Raw genomic sequence first — 16045 nt, forward strand, 5'->3', positions numbered from 1 at the left:
AGAGGGAGAGACCGATGTCAGCAGCCGAGGGTCCGCTCGTCGTCGGCGTGGACACATCCACCCAGTCCACCAAGGCGCTGGTCGTCGACGTGGCCACCGGCCGGGTCGTCGCGAGCGGCCAGGCACCGCACACGGTGACCTCGGGGGCGGGCCGGGAGAGCGACCCGCGCCAGTGGTGGGACGCCCTGTCCGAGGCGCTGCGCCAGTGCGGCGAGGCGGCGCACGAGGCCGCCGCGGTGTCGATCGGCGGACAGCAGCACGGCCTGGTCACCCTGGACGGACACGGGGAGCCGGTCCGCCCGGCGCTGCTGTGGAACGACGTGCGTTCCGCGCCGCAGGGCCGCCGGCTGATCGAGGAGCTGGGCGGCGCGAAGTTCTGGGCCGAGCGCACCGGAAGCGTGCCGGCCGCCTCCTTCACGGTCACCAAGTGGGCCTGGCTGGCGGAGCACGAGCCGGACGCGGTGCGCGCCACCAAGGCGGTCCGCCTCCCCCACGACTACCTCACCGAGCGGCTCACCGGGCAGGGCACCACCGACCGCGGCGACGCCTCCGGCACCGGCTGGTGGGCGTCGGGGACGGAGGCGTACGACGAGGAGATCCTCGCGCACGTGGGGCTCGACCCGGCGCTGCTGCCCCGCGTGGTGCGTCCCGGTGAGGTCGCCGGGACCGTGCGCGACGGCCACGACCTGCCGTTCTCCAAGGGCACCCTGGTGGCGTGCGGCACCGGTGACAACGCCGCCGCCGCGCTGGGCCTCGGGGTGCGTCCCGGCACGCCGGTGATGAGCCTCGGCACCTCGGGCACCGTGTACGCGGTGACGCAGCGCAGGCCGGCCGATCCGACCGGCACGGTGGCGGGGTTCGCCGACGCGCGCGGCGACTGGCTGCCGCTGGCCTGCACGCTCAACTGCACGCTGGCCGTGGACCGGGTCGCGGCGCTGCTGAACCTGGACCGCGAGGCCGTCGAACCCGGGCGCGGCGTCACGCTGCTGCCCTTCCTGGACGGCGAGCGCACCCCGAACCTCCCCCACTCCTCCGGCCTGCTGCACGGGCTGCGCCACGACACCACCGGCGGTCAGCTGCTCCAGGCCGCCTACGACGGTGCCGTGTACTCCCTGCTGGCCGCGCTGGACCTGGTCCTCGACGAGGACGCCGACCCGTCGGCGCCCCTGCTGCTGATCGGCGGCGGCGCCCGGGGCACGGCCTGGCAGCAGACCGTACGGCGGCTGTCGGGGCGGTCCGTCCAGGTGCCCCGGGCCAAGGAGCTGGTCGCGCTCGGTGCGGCGGCGCAGGCGGCCGGGCTGCTCACCGGGGAGGACCCGGCCGCGGTCGCCCGGCGCTGGGACACGGCGGCGGGCCCGGTGCTGGAGGCCGTGGAGCGGGACGAGGAGACGCTGGCCAGGCTGGCCGGGGTACTCTCCGACGCGGCCCCGCTGCTGGACCGCGGCACGGCCACCGGCTGACGGCGCCCGCCGGTGGGCACCGACCGCCGGCGCCCACCGGCACGGCACCGGCTGTCCGTGCCCGCCGCCCCGGCACCGACCGGCAGGCACGAGCCGACAGGCCGGAGCGACCGTCAGTACACCGACGACCGCAGAGACCGAGGAACGACGGAGGAATGAGCGCACCGCCGCACAAGACCCGCCCGGCCGGTCCGGGGCGCGCGTTGCCCGACACCCAGCAGGGCATGCGCCGCCGCAACCTGTCACGTGTCATGCACACCGTGAGCGCCGAGGGGCCGCTGTCCCGGGCCGCCGTCGCCTCCCGCATCGGCCTGACCCGCGCGGCGGTGTCCACGCTGGTCGACGAGCTCATCCGCTCGGGCCTGCTGGAGGAGCTGGGCCCCGAGCGGCCCGGACGCGTGGGCCGTCCCGGCTCGGCGCTGGCCGTCAGCGGACGCGGCCCCGCGGGCATCGGCGCCGAGGTCGGCGTCGACCATCTCGCGGTCTGCGCGGTCGACCTGCGCGGACGGGTCCGGTCACGGACGGTGCGGCACGTCCCGAACCGGGACCGCGCCCCCGGCCCGGTGCTCGGGGAACTCACCGGGCTGATAGAGCGGGTCGTCGCCGAGGCGGAGGGCGAGGGCCTGTGGCCGGCGGGGCTCGCCGTGGCCGTGCCGGGCCTGGTCGCGCGCGACGCCCGGACCGTCGTACGCGCCCCGAACCTCGGCTGGCTCGACACGGACCTCGGCGACCTGCTCCCGGCGGACCTGCCGCTCACCGTGGCCAACGAGGCCAACTTCGGCGCGCTGGCCGAACTGTGGCTCGGCGAGGACACCCCGCGCGACTTCCTCCATGTGTCCGCCGAGATCGGCATCGGTGCCGCGGTCGTCGTGGACGGACGGCTGCTGCACGGGAACCGCGGCTTCGCGGGCGAGCTGGGTCACGTACCGGTACGGCCCGACGGACCGGAGTGCGCCTGCGGCGGGAGGGGCTGCCTGGAGCAGTACGCCGGCGAGGAGGCGGTGCTGCGCGCGGCCGGACTGGAGCCGGGCGAGGACCGCGTCGGCCTCCTCGCGGGCCGCGCCGCGCAGGGCGACACGGACGTACGACACGCCCTGGAGGAGGCGGGAACGGCGCTCGGGATCGCCCTGACCGGGGCGGTCAATCTGCTGGACCCCGAGAGCGTGGTGCTGGGCGGGGCCCTGTCCGGGCTCGCGCCCTGGCTGCTGCCGTCGCTCCGCTCCGAGCTGGCCCGCCGTACCGCGGGGCCGGCCTGTCCCGTCTCCGTGTCCCCGCTGGGGCCCGAGGGCCCGCTGCTGGGCGCGGCGCACTCGGTGGTGCGGGGGGTCCTGGACGACCCGGCGGTGGTGGCCGAACGGTCCTGACGCGTGCCCCGGGGCACGCGGGCTACCCGCGAGCGAGCCTCTGCTCGAGTTCCGCGCGGTCGGCGACGAACCACATCTGGGTGCCGCGGTTCGCCTCCCGCACGAAGTCGCGCAGGGCGTCGCTGTCCGCCACGTGGGAGGCGATGTCGCCGACGATCGCCAGACGGAGCCGGTAGTTGACGAACTTCTGCACCACGTCCCCGGCGACGCCCGAGCGCAGGGCGAAGAACTCGTCGGCCACCCGCTCGACGGGGACGGCCACCACCTCCGCGTGACAGCCCATGGCATCGCCGATCAGATCGAGGGCGGTGTCACCGCCGCTCAGCTTCCGGCCGTCCCGGTCGCACACGAGGACGGGAACGCCATGCCAGGTCATGAGCTCGTCGGCTGCCATGACATGATCGTATGTCAGTTCCCCACCGGTGTTCCGGCGGCCTCACAACCTCACCGCTCGATTACGAATCGCCCAACTTCTGGTGTCCGGACGTTGAGCAGGCAACGATGAGGGCATGACACCGGCGCAGCGAGCCATGGAGCGACTGCTCACCTGGTCCGATCTCACGGCCTGTCCGGCCGGTTGCGGCACGGGGCAGGCGCTCCGCACCGCCCGTGCGGAGATCGTCCACTTCCACTCCGCGCGGGACGTGGACCTCCACCTCACCCGTCGCGCCATCCAGCGCTTCCACTACGACCTGGGCGGGTCGAGCGCGATACAAGTGGTCCCGAATTCGGACTGGGTGACGGTGCATCTGGACTGCGCCACGGACGTGGACCTGCTGCTCAGTCTGGTGAGCGTCGCCCTCAAGGCGCACCAGAACAGATCTCCGTCCGCGCTGCCGGCACCGGCGGGGTGCAACTTCCACCGCGTCACCGTGCTGCCGCGGGACGCGGTCACCGACCGCTGAACCGCGCCCGGCGCGGGGGCCTCACGGCCGCAGACCGCCGACGATGTCGGCGGTCGCCGTGAGGCCGCTGTGGATCGTGGGCGCGATGCTCGTGCTGGCCAGGTAGAACCCGAGCAGCAGACAGACCAGCGCGTGGGAGATCTTCAGCCCGCCGTTGCGCAGGAAGATCACCGCAAGGACCGAGAGCAGCAGCACCACAGAGATGGAAATGGCCATCGTCAACCTCCTCCGCCACATCCTTTTCGCGGCGTTCGGCCGCAAGTGTGGCGTAGCGGAGGGTTCGTCCGGGCGGCTGACCTGTCCTCCGAACGTGTGGTGTCACGCCCTCCGGTGGGCGTCGAGGAAGGATTCCAGGCCCGCGAGGTCGTCCGTGTTGAGGTGGTCGACGTCCGCCGCCACCAGTTCGCCCCAGAGCGCGTCGCGGGCGGGCCCCGGCAGGTCGGGGGTGGCCCAGAACCGCACCCGCTGCCCGCGCGCGTGGGCGGTGCCCACGATGTCGCGCAGTTTCCGGCGCTCGGCGTCGGGGAAGGCGCCGACGCCCCGCCAGGTGAAGTTGAGCGTCCAGTTGTCACTGATCAGCGGGACGAAGGAGGCCGGTGCGGTGCTGCCGAGGTCGGTGAGCCGGCCGTCGTAGAAGGCACGGCGGACCCTCTGGGCCTCCATGGGGGCACGGGCCGCGCGGTCGCCGGAGACGACGGCGGTGACCGGTCCGGGCAGCACCCTGCCGTGGGCGTAGGTGGTGAACAGGTGCCGGTAGCGGCGCAGGTGGCGGTCGAGTTCGAGATAGGTGGAGGCGCCCTCGGTCTTGATGTCGATCAGCAGCTGGAGCGGCCTGCGGTGCCCGCGGTACACCGAGCCGCGGTGGGCGCGGACCCGGGCGGTGAGCGGGTCGAGGTAGAGGGACTCGAGGGTGCGGGACGGGTCGAGGTCCTCGGGGTCGTGGGCGACCAGGAGTTGGCCGCCGACCAGGTAGATGTCGGCCTCGACGCTGCCGAAGCGGTGGTCGAGGGCGTCGAGGAGGGGACGGGGGTGCTCGTAGTCGTTGTGTGCGTGGGCTCGCCACAACGGACTCGGGCGGCGCTGCTGTTCACCGGCCAGTGCCTGGGTCGCGGGGAGGGCGGCGGTACCGGCGAGGGCGGCGCCGAGGGTGGTGAGGGCTCTGCGACGGGTGGTGAGGGCCATGCTCTGCCTCCCTGGAGGGGCCGTACGGGACCTCAGTGAGTATGAGGTCCGCAGGTGTCCAAGGGGCACGGCCGTGCGGGGAGTTGGCCGATCCGCCGTCGGTCGTTCACTTCACCGGGCCGGGCGCACGGAGAAGCCCGCCCCCACCAGGGGGACGGGCTTCTCCCGTTGTCCGGCCGGTCAGGGCGCTCTCAGGTCGACCAGTTCCGCCAGTGCCTCGCGGTGGGCGCCCGCCGTGCCGTAGGCGATCGAGTCGGCCTTGGCCCGCTTGAGGTGGAGGTGCACCGGGTGTTCCCAGGTCATGCCGATGCCGCCGTGCAGTTGCAGCGCCTCCTCGGCGGCCCGGACCGCGACGGGCGCGGCGTAGGCCTGGGCGACGGTGACCGCCACGTCGACGTCCTCGCCGGTCGCGAGCGCGTCGGCGGCGCCCCGGGCGGCCGCGCGGAGACTGACGACCTCCAGCCACAGCTGGGCGAGCCGGTGCTTGAGCGCCTGGAAGCCGCCGACGGGGCGGTTGAACTGCGTGCGGTCCTTCAGGTGGCGGACGGTCTCCGTCAACGACCAGTCGGCGGAGCCGAGTTGTTCGGAGGCGAGCAGTCCGGCACCGGCCCGCAGGGCGCGGCGTACCGCGGGCTCCGCGTCGCCCAGCCGGCGTCCCGGGGCGCCGTCGAGGACGACCGTCGCCACCGGCCGGGTCAGGTCCAGGGAGACCTGGGGGACGATCGTGACGGCGGCGGCGTCGACCGCGTACAGACCGCCGTCGTCGGCGGGCACCAGCAGCACATCGGCGACGGCGGCGTCCGCGATGCCGGTCAGCTCGCCGTGCAGGCCGCCGTTCTCGAGCCGTACGGCCTGGTGGGCGCCGCCGGCCGGGACGTTCAGGGCGACGGCGAGCGCGCCGATCACCGTGGCGGACGCCAACCGGGACAGCAGGTCGTCGGCGCCGCACTCCAGCACGGCCTCGGTGGCGACGACGGCGCTGGTCAGATACGGGACGGGCGCGACCGCCCGCCCCAGTTCCTCCAGCACGACCGCGGCTTCCCGATGCGTGGCGCCCTGCCCGTCCAGCTCCTCCGGGATCAGCAGGCCCGCGAGACCCATTCCGCCTGCGAGCGCCTTCCACAGCGCGATGTCGTGCGGGGCGTCCGACTCGGTACGGGCGATCACGCCCGCCGCGTCGCAGTGGTCGGTGAGCAGGTCCCGGACGGCGGCGCGCAGCGCCTCTTCCTCCTCCGAGTACAGCAGGTCGGGCGTGCTCATCGGGCCAGGTCCTTCCATGCGACGTCCTTGTCGGTGCGCGGCTCGGCCGGCAGGCCCAGGACGCGCTCGGCGACGATGTTCAGCAGGACCTCGCTGGTCCCGCCCTCGATGCTGTTGCCCTTGGAGCGGAGGTACCGGTAGCCGGCGTCGCGCCCGGTGAAGTCGACCAGTTCGGGGCGGCGCATGGTCCAGTCGTCGTACAACAGGCCCTCTTCGCCACGCAGTTCCACTTCCAGGCCGCTGATCTCCTGGTTGAGGCGGGCGAAGGCGAGCTTCATGCCGGCGCCCTCGGGGCCCGGTTGCCCGGCGACGAGCTGCTGGCGCAGGCGTTCGCCGGTGAGCCGGGCGACCTCCGCGTCGACCCAGAGCTTCAGCAGCCGCTGGTGCAGGTCGTGGGTGCGCAGTTCGGGCCGGTCGCGCCAGGTCTTCGAGACCGGCCCGATCATGCCGCCCTCACGGGGCAGCCGCATACCACCGATGGCGACGCGTTCGTTGTTCAGGGTGGTCTGCGCGACCCGCCAGCCGTCCCCGACCTCGCCGAGGCGGTGGGCGTCGGGGATGCGGACGTCGGTGAGGAAGACCTCGTTGAACTCGGCCTCGCCGGTGATCTGGCGCAGCGGCCGCACCTCGACACCGGGGTCGGTCATGTCGCACACGAAGTACGTGATGCCCCGGTGCTTGGGCACGTCCGGGTCGGTGCGGGCGATGAGGATGGCCCAGCGGGCGAGGTGGGCGCTGGACGTCCACACCTTCTGCCCGTTGACCACCCAGTCCTCGCCCTCACGGACGGCGCGCGTACCGAGCGCTGCCAGGTCGGATCCGGCGCCCGGCTCGCTGAACAGCTGGCACCACACCTCCTCGCCGGTCCACAGGGGCCTCAGGAAGCGCCGCTTCTGCTCCTCGGTGCCGTACTGCAGGATCGTCGGCGCGGCCATGCCCAGGCCGATGCCGATGCGGCGCGGGTCGTTGTCGGGCGCCCCGGCGGCCTCCAGTTCGGCGTCCACGACGGCCTGGAGCGAGCGCGGGAGACCGAGTCCGCCGAGCCCTTCGGGGAAGTGCACCCAGGCGAGTCCGGCGTCGAAGCGGGCGCGCAGGAAGTCCAGGCGTTCAGTGGCGGCGGGTGGATGCGCGGCCAGCAGCTCCTCGGTGCGGCGGCGCAGTTCGGCGGCGTCGGTCATGCGGCGGCTCCGTTCTCCGGCGAGGGCAGCACGGCGACGCGCCCGGTGGTGACGCCGTCGGCGACCCGCTGCACGGCGTCGGCGGCCCCGGCGAGCGGCACGCGCTCGCTCACCAGCGGCTTGATCGCGCCCCGCGCGGCGAGTTCGGTGAGCTGTTCGTGGCAGTGCTGGACCAGCTTGGGGTTCTTGGTGTTGTACAGGCCCCAGTGCAGGCCGAGGATCGCGTAGTTCTTGACGAGGGCGTGGTTCAGGGCGGGGCTCGGGATGGATCCGCTCGCGAAGCCGACGACGACGATCCGGCCCTCGAAGGCGACGGCCTTGGCGGACTGGGCGTAGGCCGGGCCGCCGACGGGGTCGTAGACCACGTCGGCGCCCCGGCCGCCGGTGGCCTCCTTGACCGCGGCGACGACGTCCTGCTCGCGCCGGTCGATCACCACGTCGCAGCCCAGCTCGCGGGCGACGGACGCCTTCGCGGCGCCGCCGACCACGCCGATGACGGTGGCGCCCGCCGCCTTGCCGAGCTGTACGGCCGCGCTGCCGACCCCTCCCGCGGCGGCGTGGACGAGCAGGGTCTCGCCGGCCTCCAGGCGGGCCCTGCGGTGCAGGCCGAACCAGCCGGTCTGGTAGCCGATGTGCAGGGCGGCGGCCTCGGCGTCGTCCAGCGCGTCCGGCGCGGGCAGCAGCGCGGCGGCGTCCGCGACGGCGTACTCGGCGAAGCCGCCGTGGGGCAGCGCGGGGTTGGCGATCACCCGGCGCCCGTCCTCGGTCTCGCCGCAGATCTCCACCCCCGGGGTGAACGGCAGCGGCGGCCTGACCTGGTACTGGCCCCGGCACATCAGCGCGTCCGGGAAGTTGATGTTGGCGGCACGCACCTTCAGCAGGACCTGCCCGTCACCGGGCGCCGGACGCGCCACTTCCGCGAGGCGCATCACCTCGCCCGGCTCGCCGAGCTCGTGCACTTGCCATGCCTGCATGCGGGGCCTCCACGGGAGCGTGAACGTCGTGTTCGCCTGACCGGGTCCATCGCATACTAAGCGGTCGCTTGCCCCCTGGGAAGAGACACCGGGAAGGGACACCCGAAGGGACACCGAAAGGGAACGGCCCCGTCCGTCACGCCCGCTTGGGCCGCGCCCGTACGTGCATCCGCTCCCCCTGCGGCCCGAACAGGCTGAGGAACTCCACGGGCCCCTCCCCCGTCGACCCGAACCAGTGCGGCACACGTGTGTCGAACTCGGCCGCCTCCCCCGCCGCCAGCACCACGTCGTGCTCACCGAGCACCAGCCGCAGCTTCCCGGAGAGCACGTACAGCCACTCGTAGCCCTCGTGGGTGCGCGGTTCGGGTTCGAGCCTCCGCTTCGGTTCCAGCACCTTGTACGCCTGGAGGCCGCCGGGCTGGCGGGTGAGCGGCCAGTGGGTGCGGCCGTAGCGCACGATCGGCTCGGACGCGCGGATGCGCGGATCGCCGACCGGCGGCGCGCCGACCAGTTCGTCCAGCGGCACCTGGTGGGCCTGCGCGATCGGCAGCAGCAGCTCCAGACTGGGTTTGCGCAGCCCGGACTCCAGCCGGGAGAGGGTGCTCACGGAGATGCCTGTCGCCTCGGACAGCGCCGCGAGGGTCACCTCCCGCTCCTTCCTGATCCGCCGCAGCCGGGGGCCAACTTCCGCGAGAACGTCGTCCGTAGTCATACGAATATTGCAGGTTCGGCAAAGTTGTTTGTCAATGCGGCAGTGGCCGGGTGACTGTCGTGGTGGAGGTGGTCACGATGAACGAGACATTCGGAAGCGGGACGTACGACGTGGTCGTCGTAGGCGGCGGGGCGGCGGGGCTGTCCGCCGCGCTGGTGCTCGGCCGGGCCCGGCACCGCACGCTGGTCGTCGACGCGGGCGAGCCGCGCAACGCGCCCTCGTCGCACATGCAGGGCTATCTGTCCCGGGACGGGATGGCACCGGCCGAGTTCCTGGCGCTGGGCCGGGAGGAGATCGCGCGCTACGGCGTGGAGCTCGTCCGGGACCGGGTCACGGACGTCACCAGGGACGGGGACTTCACCGTCGCACTCGACGCCGGACCGGCCGTACGGGCCCGGCGGCTGGTCGTCGCCACCGGGCTGAAGGACGAGATGCCGGCGGTCCCCGGGGTCGCCGAGCGGTTCGGGCGGGACGTGCTGCACTGCCCGTTCTGCCACGGCTGGGAGGTGCGCGACGAGCCGTTCGGGGTGCTCGCGTCGAGCGCGCTGAGCGTGCACCAGGCGCTGATGGTGTCCCAGTGGTCGAAGGACGTCACCTTCTTCCTGCACGAGGTCGCCGAGGAGGAACTGTCCGACCAGGACCTGCGCCGGCTGGCCGCCGCCGGGGTCGACGTGGTGCCCGGTGAGGTCGCGGAGCTGGTGGTCGAGGACGACCGGCTCACCGGGGTGCGGCTGGCCGACGGCACCACGCACGCCCGTTCCGTGCTGTTCGTCGGGCCGCGTCCGGTGCCGCAGACGAGCCTGCTGGAGCGGCTGGGCGCCGAGATGAACGAGACCCCGTTCGGCGCGTACCCGGTGGTCGATCCGACCGGTCTGACCACGGTGCCCGGGGTCTGGGCGGCGGGCAACGCGATCGGCTTCGCCGAGCAGGTGGTGCACGCGGCGAGCGGCGGCTACCGCGCGGCGGCCGCGATCGTCGGGGACCTGCTGATGACCGGCCTGGACGCCGCGGTGAACGGGTAGGCGCCGGACGGCGGGGGTGTGGAACACCCGCCCCCGGAGCACTATGGCTGCATGCTGCTGTCCCGGCTGGCCCGTGTGTCCCAGGAGGTCGCCGCCGCCTCGGCGCGGTCCCGGAAGATCGCTCTGCTCGCCGGGCTGTTCCGGGAGGCGGAGGCGGACGACGTGCCGGTCGTCATCCCGTATCTGGCCGGCCGGCTGCCGCAGGGCCGCATCGGGGTCGGCTGGAAGGTGCTGAGCCGTCCGGTCGCCCCCGCCGCCGAGCCGTCCCTGACGGTGCGCGAGGTCGACGCGCTGCTCACCGCGCTCGGCGAGGTGTCCGGCCCGGGCTCCCAGGCGGAGCGGGCCCGGCTGGTCGGCGAGTTGCTGGGCGCGTCCACCGAGGAGGAGCAGCGGTTCCTGTCCGGGCTGCTCACCGGCGAGGTCCGGCAGGGCGCCCTGGACGCGGTCGCGGTGGAGGGGCTGGCGCAGGCGACGGGGGCGCCGGCGGCCGATGTGCGGCGGGCGGTGATGCTGGCCGGCTCGCTCCAGGCGGTGGCCGGGGCGCTGCTGGCGGACGGTCCCGGGGCACTGGAGCGGTTCCGGCTCACCGTCGGCCGTCCGGTGCTGCCGATGCTGGCGCACAGCGCCTCCTCGGTCGCCGAGGCGGTGGAGAAGCTGGGGGCCTGCGCGGTGGAGGAGAAGCTCGACGGCATCCGCGTCCAGGTCCACCGCGACGGGGACACCGTGCGCGTGCACACCCGCACCCTCGACGACATCACCGACCGGTTGCCGGAAGTGACGGCGGTGGCCCGGGAGTTGCGGGGCGAGCGGTTCATCCTGGACGGGGAGGTCATCTCCTTCGGCGGGGACGGCCGTCCCCGTTCCTTCCAGGAGACCGCCGGACGGGTCGGCTCCCGGGTGGACGTGGCCACGGCCGCCCGGGAGGTCCCCGTCTCCCCCGTCTTCTTCGACGCCCTCTCCGTCGACGGCCGCGACCTGCTGGACCTGCCGTTCACCGAGCGCCACGCGGAACTGGCCCGGCTGGTCCCGGAGCCCATGCGGGTGCGCCGCACCCTGGTGTCGGGCTCCGGGGACCTGGGCGCGGCCGAGGAGTTCCTCGCCGAGACGCTGGAACGCGGCCACGAAGGAGTCGTGGCCAAGGGGCTGGACGCCCCCTACAGCGCCGGCCGGCGCGGCGCGTCCTGGCTGAAGGTCAAGCCCGTCCACACGCTCGACCTGGTGGTGCTGGCCGCCGAGTGGGGCCACGGCCGCCGCAGCGGGAAGCTCTCCAACCTGCACCTGGGCGCCCGCACCGCCGACGGCGGCTTCGCCATGCTCGGCAAGACCTTCAAGGGCCTGACCGACGCGATGCTGGCCTGGCAGACCGAACGGCTGCGGGAGCTGGCGGTCGACGAGAGCGGCTACGTCGTGACGGTGCGCCCCGAACTCGTCGTGGAGATCGCCTACGACGGCCTCCAGCGCTCCCCCCGCTACCCGGCCGGCGTCGCCCTCCGGTTCGCCCGCGTGATCCGCTACCGCGAGGACAAGCGCCCCGAGGAGGCGGACACGGTGGAGACCCTGCTCGCCGCGCACCCCGAGGTACGGCCGTGAAGGGCGCCCGAAGCGCCGGACTGCTGTTGTTCCGACATACCGGTCAGGGCCTCGAGGTGTTGCTCGGTCATATGGGTGGCCCGTTCTTCGCCCGGCGGGAGAGCGGGGCGTGGACCGTGCCGAAGGGCGAGTACGACCCCGGTGAGCCCGCCTGGGAGGCGGCGCGCCGCGAGTTCCGGGAGGAGCTGGGGCTGCCGCCGCCGGACGGGGAGGCGCTGCCGCTCGGGGAGGTCCGGCAGTCCGGCGGGAAGACCGTCACCGCCTGGGCGGTGGAGGCGGACCTCGATCCGGCGGCGGTCGTCCCCGGCACCTTCGCGATGGAGTGGCCGCCGAGGTCGGGGCGGGTCCAGGAGTTCCCGGAGCTGGACCGGGTGGCGTGGTTCCCCCTGGAGCGGGCCCGCGAGGTGATCGTCGGCGCGCAGGCCGCGTTTCTCGACCGCCTGGCGGAGCACTCGCCCTGAGAAGACCTCCCGCGTTGCGCCGCCCACCACCGCGCGGGAAGGTCGGAAAGCACAGCCCGCCCCAGGGAGGTCAGCGATGCACATCGCCACGGTGAACCCGGCGAACGGCGAGACGGTCAAGACGTACCACCCCATGGACGAGGAGGAGATCGGGCACCGGATCCAGCTCGCGGAGGCCACGTTCCGTACGTACCGGACGACGACCTTCGCCGAGCGTGCCCGCCTGATGCACCGGGCCGCCGAGATCCTCGACGAGGACCGGGAGACCATCGGCCGGGTGATCACCATGGAGATGGGCAAGCCGATCAAGCAGGCCCGCGCGGAGGCCGCGAAGTGCGCCAAGGCGATGCACTGGTACGCCGATCACGCGGAGCGGTTGCTCTCCGACGTGGAACCCGCCGCCTCCGACGTGAAGGACTCCGGCGCCTCCCGTGTCCTGGTGCGCTACCGGCCGCTGGGTCCGGTGCTCGCCGTGATGCCGTGGAACTTCCCGCTGTGGCAGGTGGTGCGGTTCGCCGCGCCCGCGCTGATGGCGGGCAACGTGGGACTGCTCAAGCACGCCTCGAACGTGCCGCAGACCGCGCTGTACCTGGAGGACCTCTTCCACCGCGCGGGCTTCACCGAGGGCTGTTTCCAGACCCTGCTCGTCGGCTCCGCCGCGGTCGACGACATCCTGCGGGACGAGCGGGTGAAGGCGGCCACCCTCACCGGGAGCGAGCCCGCGGGCCGCGCGGTCGCCTCCACCTGCGGGGAGATGATCAAGAAGACGGTGCTGGAGCTGGGCGGCAGCGACCCGTACGTGGTCATGCCCTCCGCCGACCTGGACCGGGCCGCCGAGACCGCGGTCACCGCGCGGACGCAGAACACGGGGCAGTCCTGCATCGCCGCCAAGCGGTTCATCGTGCACACGGACGTCTACGACGCCTTCGCCGAGCGCTTCGTCGCGGGCATGAGGGCGCTGAAGGTCGGTGACCCGATGGACGAGGAGACCGACGTCGGCCCGCTCTCCAGCGAACGGGGCCGGGACGACCTGGAGGAGCTGGTCGACGACGCCGTCCGCGCGGGCGCCACCGTGCTGTGCGGCGGCGAGCGCCCCGACGGGCCCGGCTGGTACTACCCGCCGACCGTCCTGGCCGGCATCGGCCGGGAGATGCGCATCCACCGCGAGGAGGCCTTCGGCCCGGTCGCCACGCTCTACCGCGCGGCGGACGTCGACGAGGCGGTCCTGATCGCCAACGACACCGACTTCGGGCTGAGCTCCAACGTCTGGACCCGCGACGAGGCCGAGGTCGACCGGTTCGTACGGGACCTGGAGGCGGGAAGCGTGTACGTGAACGGGATGACGGCGTCCCATCCGGCGTTCCCCTTCGGCGGGGTCAAGCGGTCGGGGTACGGGCGTGAGCTGTCCGGGCACGGAATCCGCGAGTTCTGCAACATCACGACGGTTTGGCAGGGTGCGTGATGCCCGCGCGGCTACGATCCCGACTGTGAACCGCGAAGTGACTCTGCCTCTGATCGTCGACGACCGCGGGACCTTGCAGGTGGCCGCCGCCGATGTCAGCAAGCTGCTGCGTACGGTGGGCGGGCGGTGGGTCCGGCTCGTCGAGGCGGGGGAGGACGGGCTCGACGAGGACACGGTGGCCGCGCTGACGATCGAGCTGGCGAAGCTCGCCGATCGGATCGACGTGGCGTGCATCGCCCACAGCAGTGGGGGTGCGCCGTAGCACGCGGGGTTCATTGCCGGGAGCGGGCGGTGGGGGGCTTGTCGCGCAGTTCCCCGCGCCCCTGCCCGTGCTGTCCCAACGTCGACCAGAACATCGCCTCGTATGCCTGGAGCAAGCGGGCATACACATGTGCGCCGTTCTCGTCGAGGCGCCCCTCGTCCAGGGCGGTCCGGACCGCCTCCGTGGCGGCCTCGTCCAGGGCCGGGGCCGGTTCGGCGAAGAAGTCGAAGAAGGCGCAGGCCTCGTCGCCGAAGCCGTAGTGGGTGCGCAGGGCCTTCGCGATCGTCGCGCAGTAGCCGCCCCAGGCCGAGAAGTTCGCCGTCAGGGCCAGCACCACGTCCGGCGGTTCGGCGTTCAGGGCCAGCCAGGCGACGTACGCGGGGTAGGCCTGGCAGCCCGGCAGGGGCTCGTACGCGTCCGCCCGCTCCTCGTCCACGCCGCACGCGGCCGTGAACGTCTTCAGGTGCTCCGCCGCCAGGGCCTCGCCCTCGGCCAGGGCGGTGAAGTACGCGGCCGACTCCGGGTCGGCCCGCTCCGCCAGATGGAGGAAGGCGCGGCGGTCCGCCGGGATCACCCGGCGCTGCTCCAGGGCGAGCGCGGCCAGGACGGCCCGGTCGGCCTCGCCCCGGGCGATCAGGGGAACCAGGGGGTTGGACCCCGGATCGGGGGCGAGTTCCCTGGTGGTCGTCTCCAGCAGTTCCCGGGCCGTGCGTGTCATCGCGTCCTCCGTCGCGTCGGTCACGCACGAGCCTTCCCCGGGATCGGGGCAGGGGTAACCCGGCGGTGCCGTCCGCGCCGCCGGGTCGTCCGGGTGGCCGTCTCAGCGGATGGGCATGCCCGACAGGGTGCGGGCGATCACCAGGCGCTGGATCTCGCTCGTGCCCTCGAAGATCGTGTAGATCGCGGCGTCGCGGTGCATGCGCTCCACCGGGTACTCGCGGGTGTAGCCGTTGCCGCCGAGGATCTGGATCGCCTGGGCGGTGACCTTCTTGGCCGTCTCGCTGGCGAACAGTTTGGACATCGAGCCCTCGGCCGCCGTGAACGGCTTGCCGTTGATCGCCATCCAGGAGGCGCGCCACACCAGGAGGCGGGCGGCGTCGATCTGCGTGCGCATGTCGGCGAGCTGGAAGGCGACGCCCTGGTTGTCGATGATCGGGCGGCCGAACTGCTCACGCGTGGTCGCGTAGTCGAGGGCGACCTCGTACGCCGCGCGGGCGGTGCCCACCGCCATGGCGCCGACGGCGGGGCGGGACGCCTCGAAGGTGGCCATCGCGGCGTTCTTCACGCGCTCACCGCCCTGCTTCGCCTTCTCGCGGGCGCGGGCGAGGCGCTCGTCCAGCTTCTCCTTGCCGCCGAGCAGGCAGGAGCCGGGGACGCGCACGTCGTCCAGGATGACCTCGGCGGTGTGCGAGGCGCGGATGCCGTGCTTCTTGAACTTCTGCCCCTGGGAGCAGCCGGGGGTGCCCGGCGGGATGATGAAGGAGGCGTGGCCCTTGGAGCCGAGGTCCGGGTCGACGACCGCGACCACGACGTGGACGTTGGCGATGCCGCCGTTGGTCGCCCAGGTCTTGGTGCCGTTGATCACCCACTCGTCCTTGGCCTCGTCGTACACCGCGCGGGTGCGCATCGAGGCCACGTCGGAGCCGGCGTCGGGCTCGGAGGAGCAGAACGCGGCGACCTTGACGTCGTTGGCGTCGCCGTACATCTGGGGGATCCAGGTGCCGATCTGCTCCTCGGTGCCGTTGGCGAGGACGCCGACGGCGGCCAGGCCGGTGCCGACGATCGACAGGGCGATGCCGGCGTCGCCCCAGAAGAGCTCCTCCATGGCCATCGGGATGCCGAGGCCGGTTGCGTCGAAGTACTGCTGGGCGTAGAAGTCCAGGGAGTAGATGCCGACCTTGGCGGCCTCCTGGATGACCGGCCAGGGAGTCTCCTCACGCTCGTCCCATTCGGCGGCCGCGGGGCGGATCACATCGGCGGCGAAGCCGTGCAGCCAGTCCCGGACCTCCTTCTGTTCGTCGTTGAGCTCCATGGTGAACTCGGCCATGTCCCCTCCAGCGGCACACATGCATGTTACTTGCGGTAACACCGAGTCTGTTACCGGTGGGTAGGAAAAGTCAACTCCCCAGGGCCGGTCGGTATCCCGTTCGATGACCGAGGCGCCGTCAGTGTTAGTTTGCGCAGGCGTCACCGAATCAGCACGGGTGGGGAGA

17 protein-coding genes are annotated in these 16045 nt (G+C 73.1%); 8 read left to right on the top strand and 9 right to left on the bottom strand.

The genetic code is table 11. The features are described 5' to 3' along the window. Nucleotides 1-14 precede the first annotated feature (14 nt). Both xylB and KUM38_RS34245 read left to right on the top strand, forming a co-directional pair. Entirely contained in the window at nt 15-1460 is a 1446-nt protein-coding gene (gene xylB / locus KUM38_RS34240) for a xylulokinase (protein WP_217135331.1), read from the top strand. Between the two features lie 155 nt (nt 1461-1615). Next, the gene (locus tag KUM38_RS34245; protein ID WP_217135333.1) at nt 1616-2824 is read left to right on the top strand and encodes an ROK family transcriptional regulator; all 1209 of its coding nucleotides are present in this window, start codon (nt 1616-1618) and stop codon (nt 2822-2824) included. A 22-nt stretch (nt 2825-2846) separates the two neighbouring features. On the opposite strand, the gene KUM38_RS34250 is transcribed toward KUM38_RS34245, so the two are convergent. Continuing rightward, nucleotides 2847-3218 (bottom strand): DUF4180 domain-containing protein, encoded by a 372-nt coding sequence (locus KUM38_RS34250; RefSeq protein WP_217135335.1) that lies wholly within the window; start codon nt 3216-3218, stop codon nt 2847-2849. Between the two features lie 115 nt (nt 3219-3333). Here KUM38_RS34250 and KUM38_RS34255 point away from each other — a divergent pair, with 115 nt between their 5' ends. Continuing rightward, the gene (locus KUM38_RS34255) at nt 3334-3729 is read left to right on the top strand and encodes a luciferase family protein (protein WP_217135341.1); all 396 of its coding nucleotides are present in this window, start codon (nt 3334-3336) and stop codon (nt 3727-3729) included. A gap of 21 nt (nt 3730-3750) precedes the next feature. Here the strand turns inward: KUM38_RS34255 and KUM38_RS34260 are convergent, their stop codons facing one another. From KUM38_RS34260 to KUM38_RS34285, 6 genes are all read right to left on the bottom strand, one after another. After that, a complete protein-coding gene (locus tag KUM38_RS34260; protein WP_073934709.1) occupies nt 3751-3945 on the bottom strand; it encodes a hypothetical protein in 195 nt (64 codons plus the stop codon). Between the two features lie 102 nt (nt 3946-4047). Continuing rightward, on the bottom strand, nt 4048-4911 hold the full coding sequence (locus KUM38_RS34265; protein ID WP_217135343.1) for a phosphatidylinositol-specific phospholipase C/glycerophosphodiester phosphodiesterase family protein: 864 nt from the start codon (nt 4909-4911) through the stop codon (nt 4048-4050). A gap of 180 nt (nt 4912-5091) precedes the next feature. After that, nucleotides 5092-6171 (bottom strand): acyl-CoA dehydrogenase family protein, encoded by a 1080-nt coding sequence (locus KUM38_RS34270; RefSeq protein WP_217135345.1) that lies wholly within the window; start codon nt 6169-6171, stop codon nt 5092-5094. Continuing rightward, nucleotides 6168-7349: an acyl-CoA dehydrogenase family protein gene (locus tag KUM38_RS34275; RefSeq protein ID WP_217135347.1), complete on the bottom strand. Its 1182-nt coding sequence runs from the start codon at nt 7347-7349 to the stop codon at nt 6168-6170. The genes KUM38_RS34270 and KUM38_RS34275 overlap by 4 nt, the downstream gene beginning before the upstream one ends. Next, nucleotides 7346-8323 carry an NADPH:quinone oxidoreductase family protein gene (locus KUM38_RS34280; RefSeq protein ID WP_217135348.1) on the bottom strand — a complete coding sequence of 326 codons (978 nt, stop codon included), beginning with the start codon at nt 8321-8323 and terminating at the stop codon, nt 7346-7348. Before KUM38_RS34280 ends, KUM38_RS34275 begins: the two co-directional genes overlap by 4 nt. A gap of 136 nt (nt 8324-8459) precedes the next feature. Continuing rightward, the gene (locus KUM38_RS34285; RefSeq protein WP_217135350.1) at nt 8460-9035 is read right to left on the bottom strand and encodes a helix-turn-helix domain-containing protein; all 576 of its coding nucleotides are present in this window, start codon (nt 9033-9035) and stop codon (nt 8460-8462) included. Nucleotides 9036-9112: 77 nt separating this feature from the next. On the opposite strand from KUM38_RS34285, the gene KUM38_RS34290 reads away from it, so the two are divergent. The 5 genes from KUM38_RS34290 (at nt 9113) to KUM38_RS34310 (ending at nt 13832) form a co-directional block, all read left to right on the top strand. Then, complete coding sequence (locus KUM38_RS34290; protein WP_217135352.1) at nt 9113-10057, top strand: NAD(P)/FAD-dependent oxidoreductase; 945 nt, start codon at nt 9113-9115, stop codon at nt 10055-10057. Nucleotides 10058-10108: 51 nt separating this feature from the next. Continuing rightward, on the top strand, nt 10109-11647 hold the full coding sequence (locus KUM38_RS34295) for an ATP-dependent DNA ligase (protein ID WP_217135354.1): 1539 nt from the start codon (nt 10109-10111) through the stop codon (nt 11645-11647). Further along, nucleotides 11644-12108 carry an NUDIX domain-containing protein gene (locus tag KUM38_RS34300; protein WP_217135356.1) on the top strand — a complete coding sequence of 155 codons (465 nt, stop codon included), beginning with the start codon at nt 11644-11646 and terminating at the stop codon, nt 12106-12108. The genes KUM38_RS34295 and KUM38_RS34300 overlap by 4 nt, the downstream gene beginning before the upstream one ends. Nucleotides 12109-12184: 76 nt before the next feature. After that, nucleotides 12185-13570 carry an NADP-dependent succinic semialdehyde dehydrogenase gene (locus KUM38_RS34305; RefSeq protein WP_217135358.1) on the top strand — a complete coding sequence of 462 codons (1386 nt, stop codon included), beginning with the start codon at nt 12185-12187 and terminating at the stop codon, nt 13568-13570. Nucleotides 13571-13595: 25 nt separating this feature from the next. Then, on the top strand, nt 13596-13832 hold the full coding sequence (locus tag KUM38_RS34310) for a DUF6213 family protein (protein WP_004991175.1): 237 nt from the start codon (nt 13596-13598) through the stop codon (nt 13830-13832). Between the two features lie 10 nt (nt 13833-13842). On the opposite strand, the gene KUM38_RS34315 is transcribed toward KUM38_RS34310, so the two are convergent. Both KUM38_RS34315 and KUM38_RS34320 read right to left on the bottom strand, forming a co-directional pair. Further along, entirely contained in the window at nt 13843-14550 is a 708-nt protein-coding gene (locus KUM38_RS34315; protein WP_217135650.1) for a transcriptional regulator, read from the bottom strand. Nucleotides 14551-14652: 102 nt separating this feature from the next. Then, nucleotides 14653-15879 (bottom strand): acyl-CoA dehydrogenase family protein, encoded by a 1227-nt coding sequence (locus tag KUM38_RS34320; protein WP_085571887.1) that lies wholly within the window; start codon nt 15877-15879, stop codon nt 14653-14655. Between the last annotated feature and the right edge of the window lie 166 nt (nt 15880-16045).

This window comes from Streptomyces sp. AC558_RSS880 (assembly GCF_019049255.1).
GTDB lineage: Bacteria > Actinomycetota > Actinomycetes > Streptomycetales > Streptomycetaceae > Streptomyces.

Bases quoted from the DNA above. Each gene is read 5' to 3' on its own strand.
- xylB (WP_217135331.1), top strand. From the start codon at position 15: ATGTCAGCAGCCGAGGGTCCGCTCGTCGTCGGCGTGGACACATCCACC.
- KUM38_RS34245 (WP_217135333.1), top strand. From the start codon at position 1,616: ATGAGCGCACCGCCGCACAAGACCCGCCCGGCCGGTCCGGGGCGCGCG.
- KUM38_RS34250 (WP_217135335.1), bottom strand. From the start codon at position 3,218: ATGGCAGCCGACGAGCTCATGACCTGGCATGGCGTTCCCGTCCTCGTG.
- KUM38_RS34255 (WP_217135341.1), top strand. From the start codon at position 3,334: ATGACACCGGCGCAGCGAGCCATGGAGCGACTGCTCACCTGGTCCGAT.
- KUM38_RS34260 (WP_073934709.1), bottom strand. From the start codon at position 3,945: ATGGCCATTTCCATCTCTGTGGTGCTGCTGCTCTCGGTCCTTGCGGTG.
- KUM38_RS34265 (WP_217135343.1), bottom strand. From the start codon at position 4,911: ATGGCCCTCACCACCCGTCGCAGAGCCCTCACCACCCTCGGCGCCGCC.
- KUM38_RS34270 (WP_217135345.1), bottom strand. From the start codon at position 6,171: ATGAGCACGCCCGACCTGCTGTACTCGGAGGAGGAAGAGGCGCTGCGC.
- KUM38_RS34275 (WP_217135347.1), bottom strand. From the start codon at position 7,349: ATGACCGACGCCGCCGAACTGCGCCGCCGCACCGAGGAGCTGCTGGCC.
- KUM38_RS34280 (WP_217135348.1), bottom strand. From the start codon at position 8,323: ATGCAGGCATGGCAAGTGCACGAGCTCGGCGAGCCGGGCGAGGTGATG.
- KUM38_RS34285 (WP_217135350.1), bottom strand. From the start codon at position 9,035: ATGACTACGGACGACGTTCTCGCGGAAGTTGGCCCCCGGCTGCGGCGG.
- KUM38_RS34290 (WP_217135352.1), top strand. From the start codon at position 9,113: ATGAACGAGACATTCGGAAGCGGGACGTACGACGTGGTCGTCGTAGGC.
- KUM38_RS34295 (WP_217135354.1), top strand. From the start codon at position 10,109: ATGCTGCTGTCCCGGCTGGCCCGTGTGTCCCAGGAGGTCGCCGCCGCC.
- KUM38_RS34305 (WP_217135358.1), top strand. From the start codon at position 12,185: ATGCACATCGCCACGGTGAACCCGGCGAACGGCGAGACGGTCAAGACG.
- KUM38_RS34315 (WP_217135650.1), bottom strand. From the start codon at position 14,550: ATGACACGCACGGCCCGGGAACTGCTGGAGACGACCACCAGGGAACTC.
- KUM38_RS34320 (WP_085571887.1), bottom strand. From the start codon at position 15,879: ATGGCCGAGTTCACCATGGAGCTCAACGACGAACAGAAGGAGGTCCGG.